Genomic DNA, 18,612 nt, shown 5'->3' with positions numbered 1-18,612 from the left:
CTCTTAGATGGACAAATTATTAATTTTCATCTGCATCATTTCGCTGAGCGCAGGAGAAGCATTGTTTTTAATGCCGTTTTCCCATGCGGTGCGCGCACCTTGTTTGTCGCCTTTGCTCAACAGCGCTTCACCGCGCAGATCGGCAACAATTGCCGACCAGCTTTCGCCTTTAACGGCATCCAGCGTTTTGAGCGCAGCGTCTTGCTGCTTCTGCTGCACCTGAACACGGGCCAGACGAACGTTGATCATCGACTGCAGATTTTCATCACTGGTCGCAGCAAGCCCCTGTTGCAATTGCGCGGCTGCTTTATCCAGTTCATTTTTTTCTACGTATTGCTGTGCCAGTTCCAGTGAAGCCAGCGCGCCATAAGTGTTTTTGTTGTCAGCGGCAAATTTCTCCGCAGCTGTGAACGACTCTGGCTTATCAGCCTGAAGCGCGGAAATCGCGTTTTCATAGGCCTGCGATGAAGCTCTCGCCGTATCTGCCTGATGGCCGTTCCAGTAACGCCAGCCCATCAGCGCACCAATACCCAAAACAACCCCAACAGCCAGCGCTTTGCCATTTTCGGCAAAGAAGCGCTTGATAGCGTCAACCTGGTCGTTTTCGTTCTCGTAAATTTCCACGCAATCCTTCTCCTTAACGATAATTCACCGGCGAGATTAGCCCAGTAGTGTGCGCAAATGCGCTGCAACGCTATCCTGCGTTACCGTACTCTGTTCACCAGAGCGTAAATCCTTCACCACAACATTACCGTCGGCGATTTCAGACTCGCCGAGCACCAGTGCGACGCGAGCGCCCCACTTATCTGCACGAGCGAATTGCTTTTTGAAATTGCCGCCGCCGTGGTTCATCATCAGCCTCACGCCAGGCAACGCATCGCGTACCTGTTCGCCCAACTGCATTGCAGCGGACTGCGTATTGGCGCCTGACGCCACCAGGTATATATCGACAACGGATTCTGCTTTAAATTCCGGATTAACTGCCTGAACCAACAAAACAAGTCGTTCAAGGCCCATCGCAAAGCCAACCGCCGGGGTCGCGCGACCGCCAAGTTGCTCAACCAGACCGTCATAACGACCGCCTGCGCAGACGGTTCCCTGCGCACCAAGGCTGGTTGTCACCCATTCGAAAACAGTGCGGTTGTAGTAGTCAAGACCGCGCACCAGACGCTGGTTAACGGTATACGCGATACCGGCGTCATCAAGGAAAGCGCACAGCCCGGCGAAATGTTCGCGGGATTCGTCGTCGAGGTAATCACCCAGTTTCGGCGCGTCGTTCAGCAGAGTCTGGATGTCCTGATTTTTAGTATCCAGCACGCGCAACGGGTTGGTATACATGCGGCGCAGGCAATCTTCGTCCAGCTTATCTTTATGCTGTTCAAGGAATGCGACCAGCGCATCGCGGTAAGTTGCGCGTGCTTCCAGCGAACCAATAGAGTTGAGTTCAAGGGCAACGTGAGACGCAATGCCCAGCTCACGCCACCAGCGGGCGGTAAGCATAATCAGCTCAGCATCGATATCCGGCCCTTGCAGACCAAACACTTCGACACCCAGTTGATGGAACTGGCGATAGCGCCCTTTCTGCGGACGCTCGTAGCGGAACATCGGCCCGACATACCACAAGCGCTGTTCCTGATTGTACAGAAGACCATGCTCGATGCCGGCGCGTACACAGCCCGCCGTACCTTCAGGACGCAGCGTCAGGCTATCGCCGTTGCGATCGTCAAAGGTATACATCTCTTTTTCAACCACGTCGGTTACTTCGCCGATCGCGCGTTTGAATAACGGGGTCTGCTCTACAATCGGCAAACGGATTTCACTGTAACCGTAGCTGCCGAGCACGTTTTTCAGGGTGCTTTCAATGCGCTGCCAGATGGCGGTTTCGCCAGGCAGATAATCGTTCATGCCGCGAATGGCTTGAATATTCTTTGCCACGTTTATTCTCTTTATGAATACAAAAAATGAACCCTCAGGGCCGCGACGAGTCAGGGTCGCGCCGGGCGGGTTCATCATACACGGGAAGCCAGTCGCTTCCCAGCTACGTTATTTTTCTACCTGTTGCACGTCGATGCGGCGCGCTTCATCCAGAATTGACGCTTTTGCGCGAATACGGGCCTCAAGCTGAGCGATCATATCTGCGTTATCAAGGCGATCTTTGCGCACGCCGTCTTCATACAGGCCGCTTTTCTTATTACCGCCCGTCACGCCGAGCGTGGAGACCAGCGCTTCACCAGGGCCGTTCACCACGCAGCCGATAATGGAGACATCCATCGGCGTAATGATATCTTCCAGCCGCTGTTCCAGCGCGTTAACCGTACCGATCACGTCGAACTCCTGGCGGGAGCAGGTCGGGCAGGCGATAAAGTTGATCCCGCGGGAACGAATACGCAGTGATTTCAGAATATCAAAACCGACTTTGATCTCTTCTACCGGATCGGCGGCCAGCGAAATGCGCAGAGTATCGCCGATGCCTTCAGAGAGCAGTAAGCCAAGCCCGATAGCGGATTTCACTGCACCTGCACGGGCACCGCCCGCTTCGGTGATCCCGAGATGCAACGGCTGATCGATCTGCTTCGCCAGCAGACGATAGGATTCAACGGCGAGGAATACGTCAGAGGCTTTCACGCTGACTTTGAATTGATCGAAGTTAAGACGATCGAGGTGATCGACATGACGCATTGCCGATTCGAGCAGCGCCTGCGGTGTCGGTTCACCGTACTTTTCCTGCAGATCTTTTTCCAGCGAACCGGCGTTAACGCCGATGCGGATTGGGATATTTTTATCGCGGGCGCAGTCAACTACCGTGCGGATACGTTCTTCGTTACCGATATTGCCGGGGTTGATGCGCAGACAGTCAACGCCATATTCGGCCACTTTCAGCGCAATGCGGTAGTCAAAATGGATGTCCGCCACCAGCGGAACACTCACCTGCTGTTTGATAAGTTTAAAGGCTTCTGCCGCATCCATCGTAGGGACAGAGACACGGACAATATCCGCGCCGACGCGCTCCAGCGCCTTGATTTGATTGACCGTCGCTTCCACATCCGTGGTGCGCGTGTTGGTCATTGATTGCACAGCGATGGGAGCCCCATCGCCGATCGGCACGTTCCCCACGTAAATCCGTTTCGATTTCCGACGTTGAATCGGGGCCTGGTTATGCATGAAAAATCTCCCGCGTTGCCCGTCTGTTACTGTGTTGCTGATTGTTCGGCATTGAGGGTCAGACGCGCAACCTGGTTAGTTCTGATAAAACGACTCAGATCGACAGGTTTTCCCTGATACTGGATCTGTACTGCTGCCGGAGCGCCAATTTTCAATTTATACGGCGCCTGACCGGTCAGATTCAGCGTGGCATCTTTACGTTGCAGGCCGCTAAACAGTTTTTTACCGGTCGCATCGCTCACTTCGAGCCAGCAGTCGGCATTGAAACTCATCACCAGCGCATTGGTATCGGCGACAGCGCCAGCAACACCAGCCTGATCGGTAGGCAGTTGCCCATTGTTCGCGGTTGCAGCAGGCTGCTGAGTTGATTCAACATTCGCCTGAGACGGAGAAACCACCTGGTTCTGGTTGGCGGTATTCACCGGCGCTTGCTGCGCAGTAGCCGGCGCCTGTGCAGTGGTTGCCGGAGCCGGGGCTTCAATCGGCGTAGAGGAGTTATCGTCCGTCGCGGCAGCAGTGGCAGGATCGTTGTTCAACGGTACACTTTGCGCGTTATTGCTGCTGTTGCTGGCATTAAGTTCCGCAGAGGATTGATCGGCCATCGTGCTGATCTCTTCCTGCTGCGCTTTATGATTCTGCCACCACCAGGCACCCGTCAACCCCACCACCACAAACAGCACCAGCCAGGTAAAACTCATCAACCAGCCATCGCGTTTTTTGCGCGGTTTGCCTAAAGCAAAGGTCTGCATCGGAGCAACTTTCGCCGCTCTGACCGGCGCTTGCTTCTCGATCATCGGCAGTAATTCTTCTTCGGGGATGTGCACCAGGCGGGCATATGAGCGGATATAACCACGCACAAACGTCGATGCCAGATCGGCAGGCGATCGATCCTCTTCGATATCGCGTACCGTGGAGACCTTCAGACACAAGCGTTCTGCAACCGCCTGTTGGCTGAGTCCAAGTTGTTCACGGGCGCTGCGCAGACGAACGCCAGTGGTTTGTACTTCGTTTTGGTCTTGAGTGGCTTCAGTATTCATTCGCTACAACTACTGGTACGTGAAAAGTAAACATTCAGGCGCGTGTGGCCACAATGCCCACACGCGCCGCGAAATAACCGGGTCAGTTAAACGTAGACCCACAGTATAAGACTGTCAGGCTCGTCATAACAGAACAGCTTTAGGCACTTTTTGCTAAGCCGTTGTTCCATCACTACATACTGCCTTAAAGTCAGGAGAAACGCACCGTAATTATTATTAGCCTGCATACGTACAGGCCAAATATTCGACATTTGTATAAAATGCAGCACATTCTTCGCGCTGCATAGCAGCCTTACAGCGCCTTCACCGCAATCGTTTCACCCTGCATACGCTTACGCATTGTACGCTTGGTGCGGTCGATCACATCGCCGGCCAACTGACCACAAGCGGCGTCGATATCATCACCGCGCGTTTTACGCACGATGGTGGTAAAGCCATAGCTCATCAGCACTTTGCAGAAACGATCGATACGGCTGTTGGAGCTACGACCATACGGCGCGCCCGGGAACGGGTTCCACGGAATCAGGTTGATTTTGCACGGCGTATCTTTCAGCAGTTCGGCCAGTTCATGTGCATGCTCCGTTCCATCGTTTACATGGTCCAGCATCACATACTCAATGGTCACACGGCCCTGGTTGGCGTTGGATTTTCCAATGTAACGACGAACAGCGCCGAGGAAGGTTTCGATATTGTACTTTTTGTTGATCGGTACAATTTCATCACGAATTTCATCGTTTGGCGCATGCAGGGAGATGGCCAGCGCAACGTCAATCATATCGCCCAGCTTATCCAGCGCCGGAACCACGCCTGAAGTCGAGAGCGTGACGCGACGTTTAGAAAGACCAAAACCGAAATCATCCAGCATGATCTCCATTGCTGGCACCACGTTCGTCAGGTTGAGCAGCGGCTCGCCCATGCCCATCATCACCACGTTGGTGATCGGGCGAGTGCCGGTGACTTTCGCTGCGCCGATAATTTTCGCCGCACGCCACACCTGGCCAATGATTTCGGAAACGCGCAGGTTGCGGTTAAAACCCTGTTGCGCGGTAGAGCAGAATTTACACTCCAGCGCACATCCCACCTGTGAAGAGACGCAGAGCGTTGCACGGTCTTCTTCCGGGATATAAACGGTTTCAACGCGCTGATCGCCAACGGCAATCGCCCATTTGATGGTGCCATCGGAAGAACGTTGTTCTTCCACAACTTCCGGGGCGCGAATTTCAGCCACTTCTTTTAATTTGTTGCGCAGAACTTTGTTGATGTCGGTCATCTCATCAAAGTCGTCGCTGCAATAGTGATACATCCACTTCATCACCTGGTCGGCGCGGAAGGGTTTTTCACCTAAGTTTTTGAAAAATTCACGCATCTGCTGACGATTTAAATCCAGCAGGTTAATTTTTGCGTCTTTGTTTGGAACCGTGAGAGCGTTGTTCTCAGGCATGGCAATTTGTTCAGACATATTTTATTCCGGCCTCGTTATTACACGTTATGGCCCGTGGAGGGTTGAAAAGAAGCGCCCCAGGCAAGCATCTGCTCATCCTGGGGCGCAGTATTGTACAAATTCTGACGCACAGATACCACGTTTGCACGCGGCATTTGCCAAAGAAAAGTGTAAAACTCGTTACACGATTAGCGCGTGCGCGGGCAAACTTCGCCTTCAGCAAAGAAGAAAGCGATTTCGCGGGCCGCAGATTCTACGGAATCGGAACCATGCGTACCGTTTTCAGTGAAGCTGTCTGCGTAGTCAGCGCGCAGAGTACCAGCCAGCGCATTCGCCGGGTTGGTTGCGCCCAGCAGATCGCGGTGACGCTGCACAGCGTTTTCACCTTCCAGTACAGAAACCACGATCGGGCCAGACGTCATGAACTCAACCAGACCGTCAAAGAACGGGCGACCTTCATGCTCGGCGTAGAAACCGCGCGCCTGCTCAACGGTCAGGTGCAGCATTTTGGTGCCAACGATTTTGAAACCAGCCGCTTCGAAGCGAGAGAAGATGCTGCCAATAACGTTTTTTGCCACCGCGTTCGGTTTAATGATGGAAAAAGTACGTTCAATAGCCATGTTTACCTCTGTAAGTTGTTCTGTTGCCCTGAATAGGTGTGGCGCGGATTATAAAGAGCAACGCGGGCGTTGCCTATGGATGAAGGTAACATTTTTTTAAAATGAGACGAGTTTTAGCAACACCGTTCACCAAACTCGCCATTTGCGCGGTTATTGCACAGTAAACTGCACTGTCGCAACCTGTCCCGCATCATCCATAACCAATAACTGATATTCACCGGCTTTATCAAGCCGCAGATTCAATAAACTCGTATGCATCGTTAACGGTTCGCCATTTAAAAACCACCAGCGCTCCCCTTCTCCACCACTGCTTTGCAACGGCAGCAGCGCAAATGCCTGTCCCGGAACGCGTTTGATCACTGCGCCTTCCCGCACGCCGCTTAGTAACAGCGGTGGCGGTGCGTTATCATCGCGCGGAGGACAACGGGGATCGGCGGCAGGCAAGCGCGCAGCGCGACGTTCACTGACAGGCAACCAGGGTTCCAGCGGTCGCGGCCAGACAATCCAGGTTTTCTGCTGCGCATCCGGGCAATCCGCCGCCACTCTGCGCCCTGCGCTGTTTAACCACAGCGGAAAGCGAATGCCGTGCAACCCTTCCTGCTCCGGCATCAGCAGCGTTGGCGGCTGGCTACCGTCCAGTAACCACGTTGCCAGGCGGCGGCGACAATTGCTGTCTCCCTCTGGCAGACTCTGCCCTCCCGGCCAGCAAATGGTGCCGCTACTTACGGAAGCTGGACGCGGATCGCGCGGCAGGCGGGATTGTTCGATTGCCGAGCGCGGTTGCAGCAGGTTGTTAACCTGATTCAACAGCGGCACTGCACTGGCGAAACCAAACTGACCGGCAACGGGTGTACCGTCCGGCCGCCCCGTCCAGATGCCGATCACATAGCGAGCATTAATACCTATCGCCCACGCATCGCGGTAGCCATAGCTGGTACCGGTTTTCCATGCCAGCGGCACCACCTGCGGCAACATGTCATCCGGTACCGGCTGTGCTTCGCCAGCCAGAATACGGCGGATGATCCACGCTGCGCCCGGCGACATCAACCGGCGTTCTTCCAGCGGAGCATTCGGCGTCATGCGTAATCTTCCCGCATTGCCGTGACGGGCAAAGGCACTGTAGGCCGCTGCGATATCCTCCAGCCGCGCTCCTGCGCCACCGAGGATCATCGCCAGATTGGGTTCTGCACCGGCAGGCAGAATCAACGGCAGACCGGCATTGCGCAGGTTAGCGGCGAAGGTTTTCGGGCCATAGGCTTCCAGCACCTGTACCGCAGGCAGGTTCAGCGATCTTACCAGCGCTTCGCTCATACTCACCGGGCCATGAAAACCGCTGTCGAAATTACCGGGGCGATAATCTCCCACCCGGCGCGGAACGTCCTGCAATAGCGAGGCCGGATGAATCAGACCGTCATCAAGTGCCAGACCATAAATAAAGGGTTTTAATACCGACCCCGGCGAACGGACCGCGCTGACCATATCAACATGACTAAAGCGGCTGTCATCATTAATATCCACCGATCCGACCCAGCCACGCACCTTCATGTTGGTGTGATCGACAACGATTATCGCCAGCGAACTGCGCGGCGGTAAACGCGACTTTACACCCAGCGCCATCTCTTCCAGTTGCCGTTGCAGGCTGGCATCAAGCGTGGTCGTTATCTTCAACGCCTTACTGGATGCCAGCATGCGCCGGGCAAATAATGGGGCCAGTTGCGGCATCTGTCGCGGAGCCAGCCACACCGGCTCTTCGCGCGACTCTTGCACCTGCGAGGCAGGCCACACTTTTTGCGCCACCATGCGATCCAGCACTTTGTCGCGCGCCGCCTGCGCGCGTTGCGGCCAGCGATCCGGCCGCAATCGGCTGGGTGCCTGCGGCAAAACGGCCAACAGTGCCGCTTCGGAATAGCTGAGTTTCGCCGGTGATTTACCCAGGTAAGCCCAGCTCGCCGCGCCAACTCCCTGCAACGTGCCGCCAAACGGCGCGCGATTAAGGTACAGGGTGAGGATCTCGCGTTTGGAAAGGTGCCACTCCAGTTGCATCGCGCGCCATAGCTGGCAGATTTTGCCGCCAAAAGTGCGCGGGTGCGGATCCAGCAACCTGGCGACCTGCATGGTCAGCGTGCTGCCGCCAGATACCACCCGTCCGGCGCGCAAATCCTGCCAGGCGGCCCGCAAAACGGAAAACGGATTAACGCCGGGGTGCGCCCAGAACCAGCGATCTTCATACTGAATGAGCGCCTGTAAATAGTGCGGCGAAACCTCTTCGATGGTCACCGGATAGCGCCAGATGCCCTCCGCGTCGGCAAAACGCCATAACGGCGTTCCCTCTTCCGCTACCACCACCCGTGCGGGAGCGACTTCATTCAGCGGTAACGGCCAGATTCTGTCCGCAGCAATAACGCCGAGAATCAGCAACAACAGCCCTCCCGCCAGCCAGCGCCAGCGGGTATGTAACAGAAGCTTTTTCACGTTACGGGACAATAATCATCGGGCTACGGGTCGCGCCGGTTGCCCGCCACTGCGGAACGTACATCGATTCCACTTGCGGCGCTGGCACCTGATACGTCCCCGGCGTTACCGCGCGCGCCAGATAAACCAGCGTCACCGGCTGGCCTTCGCTCACTGGCACGGCAGCCACAAAGCGATCGTCACGGAACTCCATATGCTGAATGTCAGCCTGCTGCATCCGGTTAAGCAGTTCCTGTACTTCGCTACCACTCTCCTGGAGGCTGGCGCTGCTGCTCGCGAGATTCTGGTTTTCCAGCTCCAGACCGGCAGGCAGTAAATCCACCACCAGCGCATCCGGGACATTCTGGCTGGCGCTCACCTCCAGCCAGACCAGCACCAGCTCGCCACTTTTCAGCGATGAGAGCGATTTGCTCCGTCCGTCAGTGCCCAGCACCGTGCGTTCAATGTGCAGCACGTTGTCAAAAGGCGCAGGTGCCTGCATTGGGTACCCGCTACTGTCCAGGCGCAGCCATAACGGTGAGCTACCGCTGTTGGTCACCTGCAATGCCGCCAGTTGATCGGCATCGAGGTTACGGGTTTGCGTTTTATCGCCACTGAGCGCCGCCGTCTCCAGCGAAGTTTGCGCCTGCCACGCCCCGGAGGCATTTTGCAGATTACGTCCGGCCATAAATAAGGCATTGCTTTCCTGCGTCGATAACCAGCGCTGCCCGTAAGCCTGTTCCGAGAGCGTCGTCAGCAGGCGCGTCTGCTCCTGTTCCAGCAACGTATTCTCTTCCAGCAGCGCCAGCATCAGCGCGTTGTCACGCAAATCGCTGCCATAATCCGCCAGCCAGCGATTATCCTTCGCTCGCAGCGTTTTCAATGCCAGAGCCAGCGCCTGTTCGCTGCGTTGCGCGTCGCCCATCAGTTTTAACGCCACGCCCAACTGCATCAGTGGTAACCCGGCTTTGGCCTGGTCGTGGCGCTGCCAGATTTCACGCAGCGCACCCAGTGGCGCTTTTTGCTGACGCGCCAGCACCAGCCCGGCATAGCTTTGTACTGCAAATTTCGTTGCCGGGAGATCGTCGCTATAACGCACCGCCATCGTTGCAGGGTCCTGCAGGTAACGCAGCAAGCGGTTATTCGCGTTGTTCAGCGCTTCCGTCGGAACGCTGTATCCTTGCGCCGAGGCGCTGACCAGAAAATCGGTAACATACGCCGTCAGCCAGTACTCTTCCGGCCCGCTCTTATCCCACAGCGAGAATCCACCGTCGTCGCGCTGCATTTGCAGCAGTCTGGAGATACCAATATCCACCGCTGCGCGCCGCTGTTCGTCGCTGTCGCCCTTAATACCGAGCGCTTTAAGCTGCGCGGCATTGGTATAAAGCGACGGGAATAGCCCGCTGGCGGTTTGTTCAAGACAGCCATACGGATAGGCTTTTAGCTCCTGAATGTAGCGCGCGATATTGAGCGGCGGCTTGCCGCTCAACAGCAGGCGCCCCTGAAGTGTGGCCGATGAAATGCCCGCCAGATGTTGTTCCGGCGCGTGCCAGCTCTCGCCAGGTTTAAGCATTGCGCTGCTGTTGACCGTTTGTGCAGCAAATGGCGGGCGCACACCGATTTTCCACTGCTTCTGTAACGGCGCGAAGGTTTCGCCTGGCAGCGTCAATCCGCTGATTTGCGCGTTAATTTCGCCGTCGCCAAACCCATCCAGCGCCCGTACCGGAATAAACACGGTGGCGCGTTCACCCGCTGACAAAGTGAGCGGCTCCGGCGATTGACTTTCCAGCGCCAGTAATCCCCCGGCCCTGAGGGCAACATTGAGCGTTTGCGGCCGATCGGTCAGGTTGGTGAGATCCAGGGTCAGGCGCGACGTGTCGCCGCTGCCGAGGAAACGCGGCGTGTTCAGTTCGGCTATCACCGGTGCGGCCACCACCACTTTGCTTTCACTGCTACCAAAATTCTCTGCCGTCCATGCCTGTGCCATTACCCGCAATTCACCGTTGAAATCGCCAATCGGTAATGTCACCAAGCCTTCGCCGTTTTCATCCAGCTGTACCGGCTGCGCCTGCTGGGCAATGATAGTGACGTGATTGACCGGCGGTTTTCCGCCGCGATTCATTTCATCGCCATCGCCACCGAAGCGCAGCGCGGCAAGCCGCCCTTGCCCTTCAATCACCTGGCCGTAAATATCATAGATATCCGCGCCGTAGCGTTTCTGCCCGAAAAAGGCCTGCCACGGATCCGGCGTCACGTAGTCGGTAATATTCAGCACGCCGCTATCTACGGCGGAGAGCAGTACATTCACCTGTTTCGGAGTTTCGCCGTTTTTCACCGTCGCCTTCACTTTGACGGTCAGCGGCTGGTTGGGACGCATTTTTGGTGGCGCATCCAGCGCAATGTTGAGTCGGCGGTTTTCATCGCCCATCGGTAAGTGCAGCAAACCGACCGCGCGTTTTGGCGTGGCGGATTTCGATTTATCGCCCGGGCGGATCACCAGCGTGCTGAGGTAGAGATCGTGACGCTGCCATTTTTGATCGAGCGGAATACTCAGATCGAGGCCGTCGGCTGGCACATCAATCTCTTTCCACCACAGTGGTCCCTCGCTGGATTCGATCATCGCGTAACCTTTACCTGCGGCTGGCGCGGTGATGTGCAATTTCACGGTGTCGCCCGGTTTATAACCCGGTTTGTCCAGCTTCATGGTGACGCGGTCAGGCCGCGCAGCGCCCGCACCGTCGCTGTTGTCCTGCCAGCTATAACCGGCCCAGAAACGCAAGCTGCTGACGGTGTCATCTGGCCCTTTCACTTCCAGGCGGTAAGAACCCCAGTCCACCGGGAAACTCACCTTGCCGGTTTCATCCGCCGCAAGGCTGAGGCTCTGCTCACCTTCCACCAGATCTTTCTGGTTGAACTGCGACTGCCAGCCTTCGCTTTCCGACCAGTTCCAGAAATAGTCGCGCCGTTCGCGGATCAGGCGCACCTGCAAATCATTAACCGCCTTTTTCGTCCCGGCGGCATCGGCATAGACAATATCGAACGCCGCGTTGCTGCCTTCATCAACAATCGGCCGATTGACGGTGGTGTCGGTGCGGTAGTCGTAAACGGCTTTAGCGGCAAATTGCGGACGGATCCCCGGCAGCGACTGCGCAGGCCAGATAGCCTGTTCCGCACGGCGCGTAACCGGACGCCCGCCCGATTCCAGCAGGCTGGCCTGCAAAATCACCTGTAACGGCGAGTGCGTCTCCTGCCACTGACTCGGCGTACTGACCGCGCCCTGACCTTCGTTATCCAGCGTCAGATGCACTTCATCCAGGCTGCGGCTCAGGTTCTCTTCAGCAATATCGCCAAACTGGAAGCCAGACAGCGCGGCTACCGCGTCGCGCAGAGGGCGAAGGAACAGTTGCCCCTGCAACGTATTGCCGCTGGCGGGGGCGCCATAGAGATAGTGACCATTCACGTTGAACACCACATCTGCGGCCGGATCCACCGGCGTTGGCTGCGGCGTAATGTTCAGCGCCATGCGCTCCGGCATAAAGTCTTCAACGTGGAAACCCCACTCGCGCGGCAGGTTATCGCCAGTATTGGCGCGGAAATGCCATATTCCCGTTTGCGCGCTGGCATCCAGCGAGTAAGTAAAGTGATACAGGCCATTCTGCGGCTGGCTGACCACTGTGCGTACCACCCGGCCATCCGGTTTGACCACTTCGAGTTTGACCGGCTGCTCCGCCAGCGGTTTACCGTCGCTGTCACGTAGCAGGCCATTAAGGATTACCGTTTCACCAGGACGATACAGATCGCGCGGGCCAAACATAAAGAACTGTTTGCTGTAGCCCGGCTCGCCGGCAATAGCGAATTCGGCCAGATCCAGCGCCGGTAATTTTAGATCCAGCAGCGTGGTTTCACCGTCTTTGCGCGCCAGCACCAGCGCTACTTCTTTATCGGTGTTCAGGGTAGCGTGCCCATCAGCATCGCTGGTCGCCTGCGCCAGGGTTTGCCCCTTCTCATTCAGTAACGACACCTCAATGCCAGAGAGTGCTGCACCGTTTTCCAGCCCCTGGGTGAAAATATCCAGCCGGTTATGGTAACGGTGCGCCGAGAGGCCGATATTGCTGAGGGTGAACAGCGTGGCGGCATTGCTGTAGTTGTAGTGCCCGGCCTGATTCATCACCGCGATATAGACGCCAGTCTGCTGCAACGGCTGGATACCGCTTAACGGCAACAGCAGTTTTTCCCGGGTATTGCGCGCCGGATTGAGATCAAAGCGGCCGGTATAGACCAAATCGGCCATTTTTAATAGCGTGTCCGACTCCCAGTTCGAAAGCGAGTTGCGATACTCCCACTGGCTGATAAATGCCGCCAGCGACTCCGGCTTCACGCGATAAAAGTTAACATCAACATTATTGACGTTCAGCGCCATGACGGGCAGCCCCTCCACGACTTTACCCGGCAGCAGTGAACCCCGGCTGGCAAAACCGACGCTTGGCTGAACGTCGCGCGTGGCGATGGTTTTCTCATAATCGATGCCGAAGGTGGCTTTATTCAGCGCCACCAGCCCACGATCGACCGATACCAGCAGTTCGCGATTCGGCTCCAGATGCCGCAGACGCAGCTCTTTCAGATTGGGTGCCAGCTCCCATGCGCCATCCACCTTGCCGCTCTTTTTATCCACCAGATGCACGGTAGAGGCAAAATTCTGCGCAGGATCGAGCGGGACCGAGAAAGTCAGCACCAGCGTGGCGGAGCCATCCAGTTGCACTTCAGAAGCATCCAGCAGCGTCAGCGGCTTGCCTTCACTACGGGCGGCAAGCTGAGCCAGTTTCTCTTTGTCCGGCGCGGCAGGAAGCGTTTTTTGCTCAGCGCTAGTGGAAGACGCAGCAGGCGCGCTGGCGGCTTTCGGTTTATCGTTGTTATCGCAGCCAGCAAGCGTAAGGGTGGTCAGCAGCGCAGCAGTCAGCGCCGCAATACGTAGCGGTTTCATTCGTTATCCCTGGTTCATTAACCTGTTGAAAGAGGCCCACCTAGTATTATGCGCAGCCGCATGAATTACAAAATGTCTGATGAATTCTGGAAAGCGCCTCGCAAAGGCGGCGTTCTCATCATGCTGGCATTGTTACGGGGATCACAGGTCGTAACGTAACATGTAACGTTGCGAGTCATTTGTTTTTAAAACAATAAGATAGCTGGATAAATATTACTTCAGACTGCTAACGTTACGCTGTCTGTGCACCTTTGTGCGCGGTTCTAATAAGAGAGATCATTATGTCCAGAGCCGTGAATGCCCTACAAAATTTTGGTAAGTCCCTCTTTGGTCCGGTACTCATTTTGCCCATCGTCGGCCTGTTTATTGCCGTCGGGAATATTTTTGGCAATGGCAATCTGGCCGAATATTTGCCATTCCTCGGTCACCCACTTATTCAGAACATCGGCCAGTTAATCGCTAAATCCGCTGTCTCCGTGCTCGCCAACCTGGCGCTGGTATTTGCCGTTGGTATCCCGGTCGGGCTGGCTTCGCGGGATAAAGGCTACGCCGCGCTGATTGGTCTGGTGACGTTTATTGTGTTCATCAATGCCATGAACGTGACGTTGCAAATGCAGGGCGCGCTGGCTCCAGCCGCTCAGATGAAAGCGGCTGGTCAGAGCATGGTGCTTGGGGTACAGGTGCTGGAAATGGGCGTATTTGCCGGTATCCTGACCGGCGCGCTTAGCGGTTATCTGTACAACAAACATTCCGGCGTGCAGTTTTCCGGCGCGATGGCGATTTACTCCGGCCACTGCTTTGTAGCGATGATTATGCTGCCGGTGTCGATGGTGCTTGGCGTGGTAATGAGTGAGCTGTGGCCCTTCGCCCAGCACGGTATCAGCACGCTGGCGCTGGCAATTAAAGGCGCCGGGCCATTTGGCGTGGCGGTGTACGGTTTTCTTGAGCGCATTCTGGTGCCGACCGGGCTGCATCATCTGGTCTATACGCCGTTTCTCTATACCGAACTGGGCGGTACAGCGGATGTTTGCGGCAGCACCTATCAGGGTGCGCGAAACATTTACTTCGCGGAAATCGCCTGTCCTGACGTGAAGCAACTCAGCAGCACGGTAGTCTGGGATGCGCGCGGGATCAGTAAAATGTTCGGCCTGCCTGCCGCCGCGCTGGCGATGTACGTTACGGCAAAACCGGAACGCAAAGCGGCCGCAAAAGCAATTTTGATCCCCGCCGCGCTCACCTCGCTGCTGGTCGGCGTGACGGAACCGATTGAATTCTCTTTCCTCTTTGTTGCGCCGCTGCTGTTTGTGGTGCATGCAGTGCTGACCGGGATCGGCATGATGCTGTTCTCGTTGTTCGGCGTTCATGCCATCGGCGCGAACGGCATCATCGATTTTATTCTCTACAACCTGCCGCTCGGTATCCAGAAGTCTAACTGGCCGATGTATATCCTTGTCGGCGTCATTATGTTCGCCCTCTACTTTGTGATCTTCCGCTTTTTGATTCTGCACTTCGATATGAAAACGCCAGGCCGCGAGGAAGAGAACGAAGAGACACGCCTTTACAGCAAGCAGGATTACCAGGCGAAAGGCAATAACGACGCGATGGGCGAAGCGATTATCGCCGGGCTGGGCGGACGCGCCAACATTGAGGTGGTGGACAACTGTTACACCCGCCTGCGCGTCACGGTGAAAGACGCGGCGGTGATTAACGAACCGCAACTGAAAGCGACCGGTGCAAAGGGCGTGATCAGACAAGGTAATAACGTTCAGGTGGTCTACGGGCTGCATGTCAAAAAAATGCGAGAAGCCGTTGAGATGTTTCTCTGAAGGAGTCCAGAAATGGTTAAACCCCCGTTTATTTTATCTATCGCCGGTGGCGGCAGTACGTATACACCGGGCATCGTGAAAAGCCTGATGGTTCAGCTGGAAGCATTCCCGCTGGCGGAAATTCGTCTCTACGACATCGATGCAGCGCGGCAAAACACCATTGCGCCGGTGGTGGAAAAAGTGATCCGCGACCACAGCCAGCGCATCAAATTTACCGTAACGAATGATGCGGAAACGGCATTCAGCGGTGCGCATTTCGTCTTTGCCCAGATGCGCGTTGGTCAGTACAAGATGCGCGAACAGGATGAGAAGATTCCGCTGCGTCATGGTGTCGTAGGCCAGGAGACCTGCGGCCCCGGCGGGCTGGCCTATGGCCTGCGCACCATTCTGCCGATGGTCGAGCTTATCGATCAGGTTACGCGCTACGCAGATGAGAAAGCGTGGATCGTCAATTACTCTAACCCCGCGGCGATCGTCGCTGAAGGGGTGCGTCGGCTGCGTCCGCAGGCGCGGGTGCTGAATATTTGCGATATGCCGGTCGCCGCGATGCGCAATATGGGGGCGATCCTCGGCGTCGACCGCCACAAGCTGGAAGTCGATTATTTTGGCCTGAATCACTTCGGCTGGTTTACGCAGGTGCGCGTGGATGGCGAAGATCGCCTGCCGGAATTGCGCGAACACGTTGCCCGCTTTGGCCTGCTGACCGAAGACGCCGCGCAAACGGATCCGCAGCACGCCGATCCGTCATGGGTGAAAACCTGGCGCAATATCAAGCCGATTATGGATCACTTCCCCGAGTATCTGCCGAACCCGTATTTGCAGTATTACCTGATGCCAAACGAGATCGTCGCGCACCAGGATCCTGACTACACGCGCGCCAATGAAGTGATGAACGGGCGCGAAAAGAAACTGTTTGCCGCCGCACAGGAGTATCAACGCAGCGGAGTCCTGCCCGATGCGTTTCATGTTGGCGTCCATGGCGCGTTTATCGTTGATGTGGCCTGCTCGCTGGCATTTGATCTTCGCCAGCGCCACCTGGTGATTGTGGAAAATAAAGGTGCGATCGCCAATCTGCCGTATGACGCAATGGTGGAAGTTCCGGCTTACATCACTTCCTCCGGCCCGGAACCGGTACGCATGGGTGCAGTGCCGCTCTTCCACCAGACGCTGTTAATGCAGCAACTGGCCTCGGAGCAACTGCTGGTTGAAGCCACCATTGAAGGCAGCTACGAAAAAGCGCTCCAGGCGTTTACCCTGAACCGCACAGTGCCGACCATGCAGCATGCCAAAGCGATTCTCGATGAGATGATTGAGGCTAACCGCGACTACTGGCCTGCGCTGCAAAAAGCGTGGGAAAACGGCAAAGCGGTATAAAAATACCGAGTTGGCTCGCGGGTTTAGCGAAGGTGGCTTGTAGGGTGATGAAAAAACGTTAACAATTCAGAGTAATTATTGATGACACGGAGAACCCCATGTCCACCTCATTTTTTGTCGCGGCCGACTGGCTGATAGAGCATAGCGATGATCCTGAAATCCAGTTGATTGACGCCCGCATGGCGCCAGTGGGTCAGGAGCATCGCGATATGCGTGCGGAGTACCGTGACGGGCATCTTCCCGGCGCGGTGTTTTTTGATATTGAAGCCCTTTCCGACCACAGCACATCCTTACCGCACATGCTGACGCGCCCGGAAGCGTTCGCCGTGGCGATGCGCGAGCTGGGCATCAGCCAGGATAAACACCTGGTAGTGTATGACGAAGGCACGCTGTTCTCCGCGCCGCGCGCATGGTGGATGCTGCGCAATTACGGCGTGGAGAATGTCTCGATTCTCGAGGGTGGTCTGGCTGGCTGGCAGCGCGACGCCCTGCCGTTGCAGAAAGGCGAGGTGCCGCTGCCGGAATCCGACTTTAACGCCAACTTCGATCCATCCGTGGTGAAAAAGCTGACCGATGTACTGCTGGCAAGCCACGAAGGCACCGCGCAGATTGTCGATGCGCGCCCAGCCCCGCGTTTTTCCGGCGAAGTCGATGAACCACGTCCGGGCCTGAAGCGCGGGCATATTCCCGGCGCACTGAACGTGCCGTGGGTTGATCTGGTGGTCGATGGTGAACTGAGAACCACCGATGAACTGGCCGCCATTTTCCGCCGCCAGGGCGTTGACCTGAACCAGCCGATCATTGCCAGCTGCGGCTCCGGCGTCACGGCGTCCGTGGTGATCCTTGCGCTTACGACGCTGGGCGCAAATAACGTGACACTGTATGACGGCTCCTGGAGTGAATGGGGCGCGCGCGACGATTTGCCTGTCGAACCGGCCTGAATGGACAACCGGCTTGCGCCCTTGCTGACGCGCGGGGCGTCACTGACCCGCGCGGAATATCGTGTGCTTGCACATCTGACGGAACATCCGTTGCTGGTGGGTAATATCACCGTGCGTCAGCTGGCGCAGGCGACTTACGTTTCCACCGCCACCATTATCCGGCTCTGTCAGAAACTTGGCTTCAGCGGCTACAGCGAATTTATCTGGCACTGCAAACAGCTTTTGTCCGACACACCGCATATTGCTCAGCAACATCATGAAGGGCATGACCAGCTACCGGCGCTGTTCCCGCAGTTTATGGCCAATTACCAGCGCACCTTCCAGTGGGTGACGGAAGAGAAGCGTCACCGCTTCGCCGCGCTGCTGCGCGATCGGGAGAGTTTTTTTCTCTATGGCGCGGGGTTCTCTTATCTCTTCGCCGAGTATTTAACCAAGAGGTTGCAGGTGCTGGGCAAGACGGCGTTTATCTCCGGGCCTGGCGACAGCCGCAATATCTTCCTCAGCAATGCCGCGCGTTATCAGGTCTTTATTGCCGTGTCGCGCAGCGGTGAAACCGAGCAGGTGCTGGATAAAGCGCGGATTGCGCGCACGGTTGGCATGACGGTCGTCGCCTTTACCCGCGCATCAGCAAACACGCTGGCGGAACTGGCGGATGTGCATTTTGCGCTGTATGACGAAGCGGTGCACTTTGCTGCCGAAGCGGCGGGCATTACGTCGTTTGAGTCGAATCTGGTGCTGTTAATGGATCTGTTGCTGCTGGAAGCGACGCAATAAACGGG

Annotated in this window: 12 protein-coding genes; 4 read left to right on the top strand and 8 right to left on the bottom strand. The window is 56.4% G+C overall.

What is annotated here, in order from left to right:
• Positions 1 to 3 precede the first annotated feature (3 nt).
• From Y71_RS07040 to Y71_RS07005, 8 genes are all read right to left on the bottom strand, one after another.
• The gene (locus Y71_RS07040) at positions 4 to 624 is read right to left on the bottom strand and encodes a YfgM family protein (protein ID WP_007370822.1); all 621 of its coding nucleotides are present in this window, start codon (positions 622 to 624) and stop codon (positions 4 to 6) included.
• A gap of 36 nt (positions 625 to 660) precedes the next feature.
• Positions 661 to 1,935 (bottom strand): histidine--tRNA ligase, encoded by a 1,275-nt coding sequence (hisS, locus tag Y71_RS07035; RefSeq protein WP_007370821.1) that lies wholly within the window; start codon positions 1,933 to 1,935, stop codon positions 661 to 663.
• 108 nt (positions 1,936 to 2,043) lie between these two features.
• Positions 2,044 to 3,162, bottom strand: a complete 1,119-nt coding sequence (gene ispG, locus Y71_RS07030) for a flavodoxin-dependent (E)-4-hydroxy-3-methylbut-2-enyl-diphosphate synthase (RefSeq protein WP_035888176.1) — start codon at positions 3,160 to 3,162, stop codon at positions 2,044 to 2,046.
• 26 nt (positions 3,163 to 3,188) lie between these two features.
• A complete protein-coding gene (rodZ, locus tag Y71_RS07025; RefSeq protein ID WP_007370819.1) occupies positions 3,189 to 4,199 on the bottom strand; it encodes a cytoskeleton protein RodZ in 1,011 nt (336 codons plus the stop codon).
• 292 nt (positions 4,200 to 4,491) lie between these two features.
• A complete protein-coding gene (gene rlmN / locus Y71_RS07020; RefSeq protein ID WP_007370818.1) occupies positions 4,492 to 5,658 on the bottom strand; it encodes a dual-specificity RNA methyltransferase RlmN in 1,167 nt (388 codons plus the stop codon).
• A 170-nt stretch (positions 5,659 to 5,828) separates the two neighbouring features.
• Positions 5,829 to 6,260 (bottom strand): nucleoside-diphosphate kinase, encoded by a 432-nt coding sequence (gene ndk, locus Y71_RS07015; protein WP_004144312.1) that lies wholly within the window; start codon positions 6,258 to 6,260, stop codon positions 5,829 to 5,831.
• 150 nt (positions 6,261 to 6,410) lie between these two features.
• Positions 6,411 to 8,732 carry a peptidoglycan glycosyltransferase PbpC gene (gene pbpC, locus Y71_RS07010; protein ID WP_050998881.1) on the bottom strand — a complete coding sequence of 774 codons (2,322 nt, stop codon included), beginning with the start codon at positions 8,730 to 8,732 and terminating at the stop codon, positions 6,411 to 6,413.
• A gap of 1 nt (position 8,733) precedes the next feature.
• Positions 8,734 to 13,692, bottom strand: coding sequence for an alpha-2-macroglobulin family protein (locus Y71_RS07005; RefSeq protein ID WP_007370816.1), 4,959 nt, complete (start codon positions 13,690 to 13,692; stop codon positions 8,734 to 8,736).
• Between the two features lie 281 nt (positions 13,693 to 13,973).
• Here Y71_RS07005 and Y71_RS07000 point away from each other — a divergent pair, with 281 nt between their 5' ends.
• The 4 genes from Y71_RS07000 (at position 13,974) to Y71_RS06985 (ending at position 18,607) form a co-directional block, all read left to right on the top strand.
• Positions 13,974 to 15,518 (top strand): PTS transporter subunit EIIC, encoded by a 1,545-nt coding sequence (locus Y71_RS07000; RefSeq protein WP_007370815.1) that lies wholly within the window; start codon positions 13,974 to 13,976, stop codon positions 15,516 to 15,518.
• A 12-nt stretch (positions 15,519 to 15,530) separates the two neighbouring features.
• A complete protein-coding gene (locus Y71_RS06995; RefSeq protein ID WP_007370814.1) occupies positions 15,531 to 16,892 on the top strand; it encodes a 6-phospho-alpha-glucosidase in 1,362 nt (453 codons plus the stop codon).
• A 98-nt stretch (positions 16,893 to 16,990) separates the two neighbouring features.
• Entirely contained in the window at positions 16,991 to 17,833 is an 843-nt protein-coding gene (gene sseA, locus Y71_RS06990) for a 3-mercaptopyruvate sulfurtransferase (protein ID WP_007370813.1), read from the top strand.
• On the top strand, positions 17,834 to 18,607 hold the full coding sequence (locus Y71_RS06985; RefSeq protein ID WP_007370812.1) for a MurR/RpiR family transcriptional regulator: 774 nt from the start codon (positions 17,834 to 17,836) through the stop codon (positions 18,605 to 18,607).
• The last annotated feature ends 5 nt before the right edge of the window (positions 18,608 to 18,612 follow it).

It is taken from the genome of Kosakonia radicincitans DSM 16656 (assembly GCF_000280495.2).
GTDB classification, from domain to species: Bacteria; Pseudomonadota; Gammaproteobacteria; order Enterobacterales; family Enterobacteriaceae; genus Kosakonia; species Kosakonia radicincitans.
Note: the sequence above shows the minus strand (reverse complement) of the source record. Positions and strands in the feature narration are given on the sequence as shown.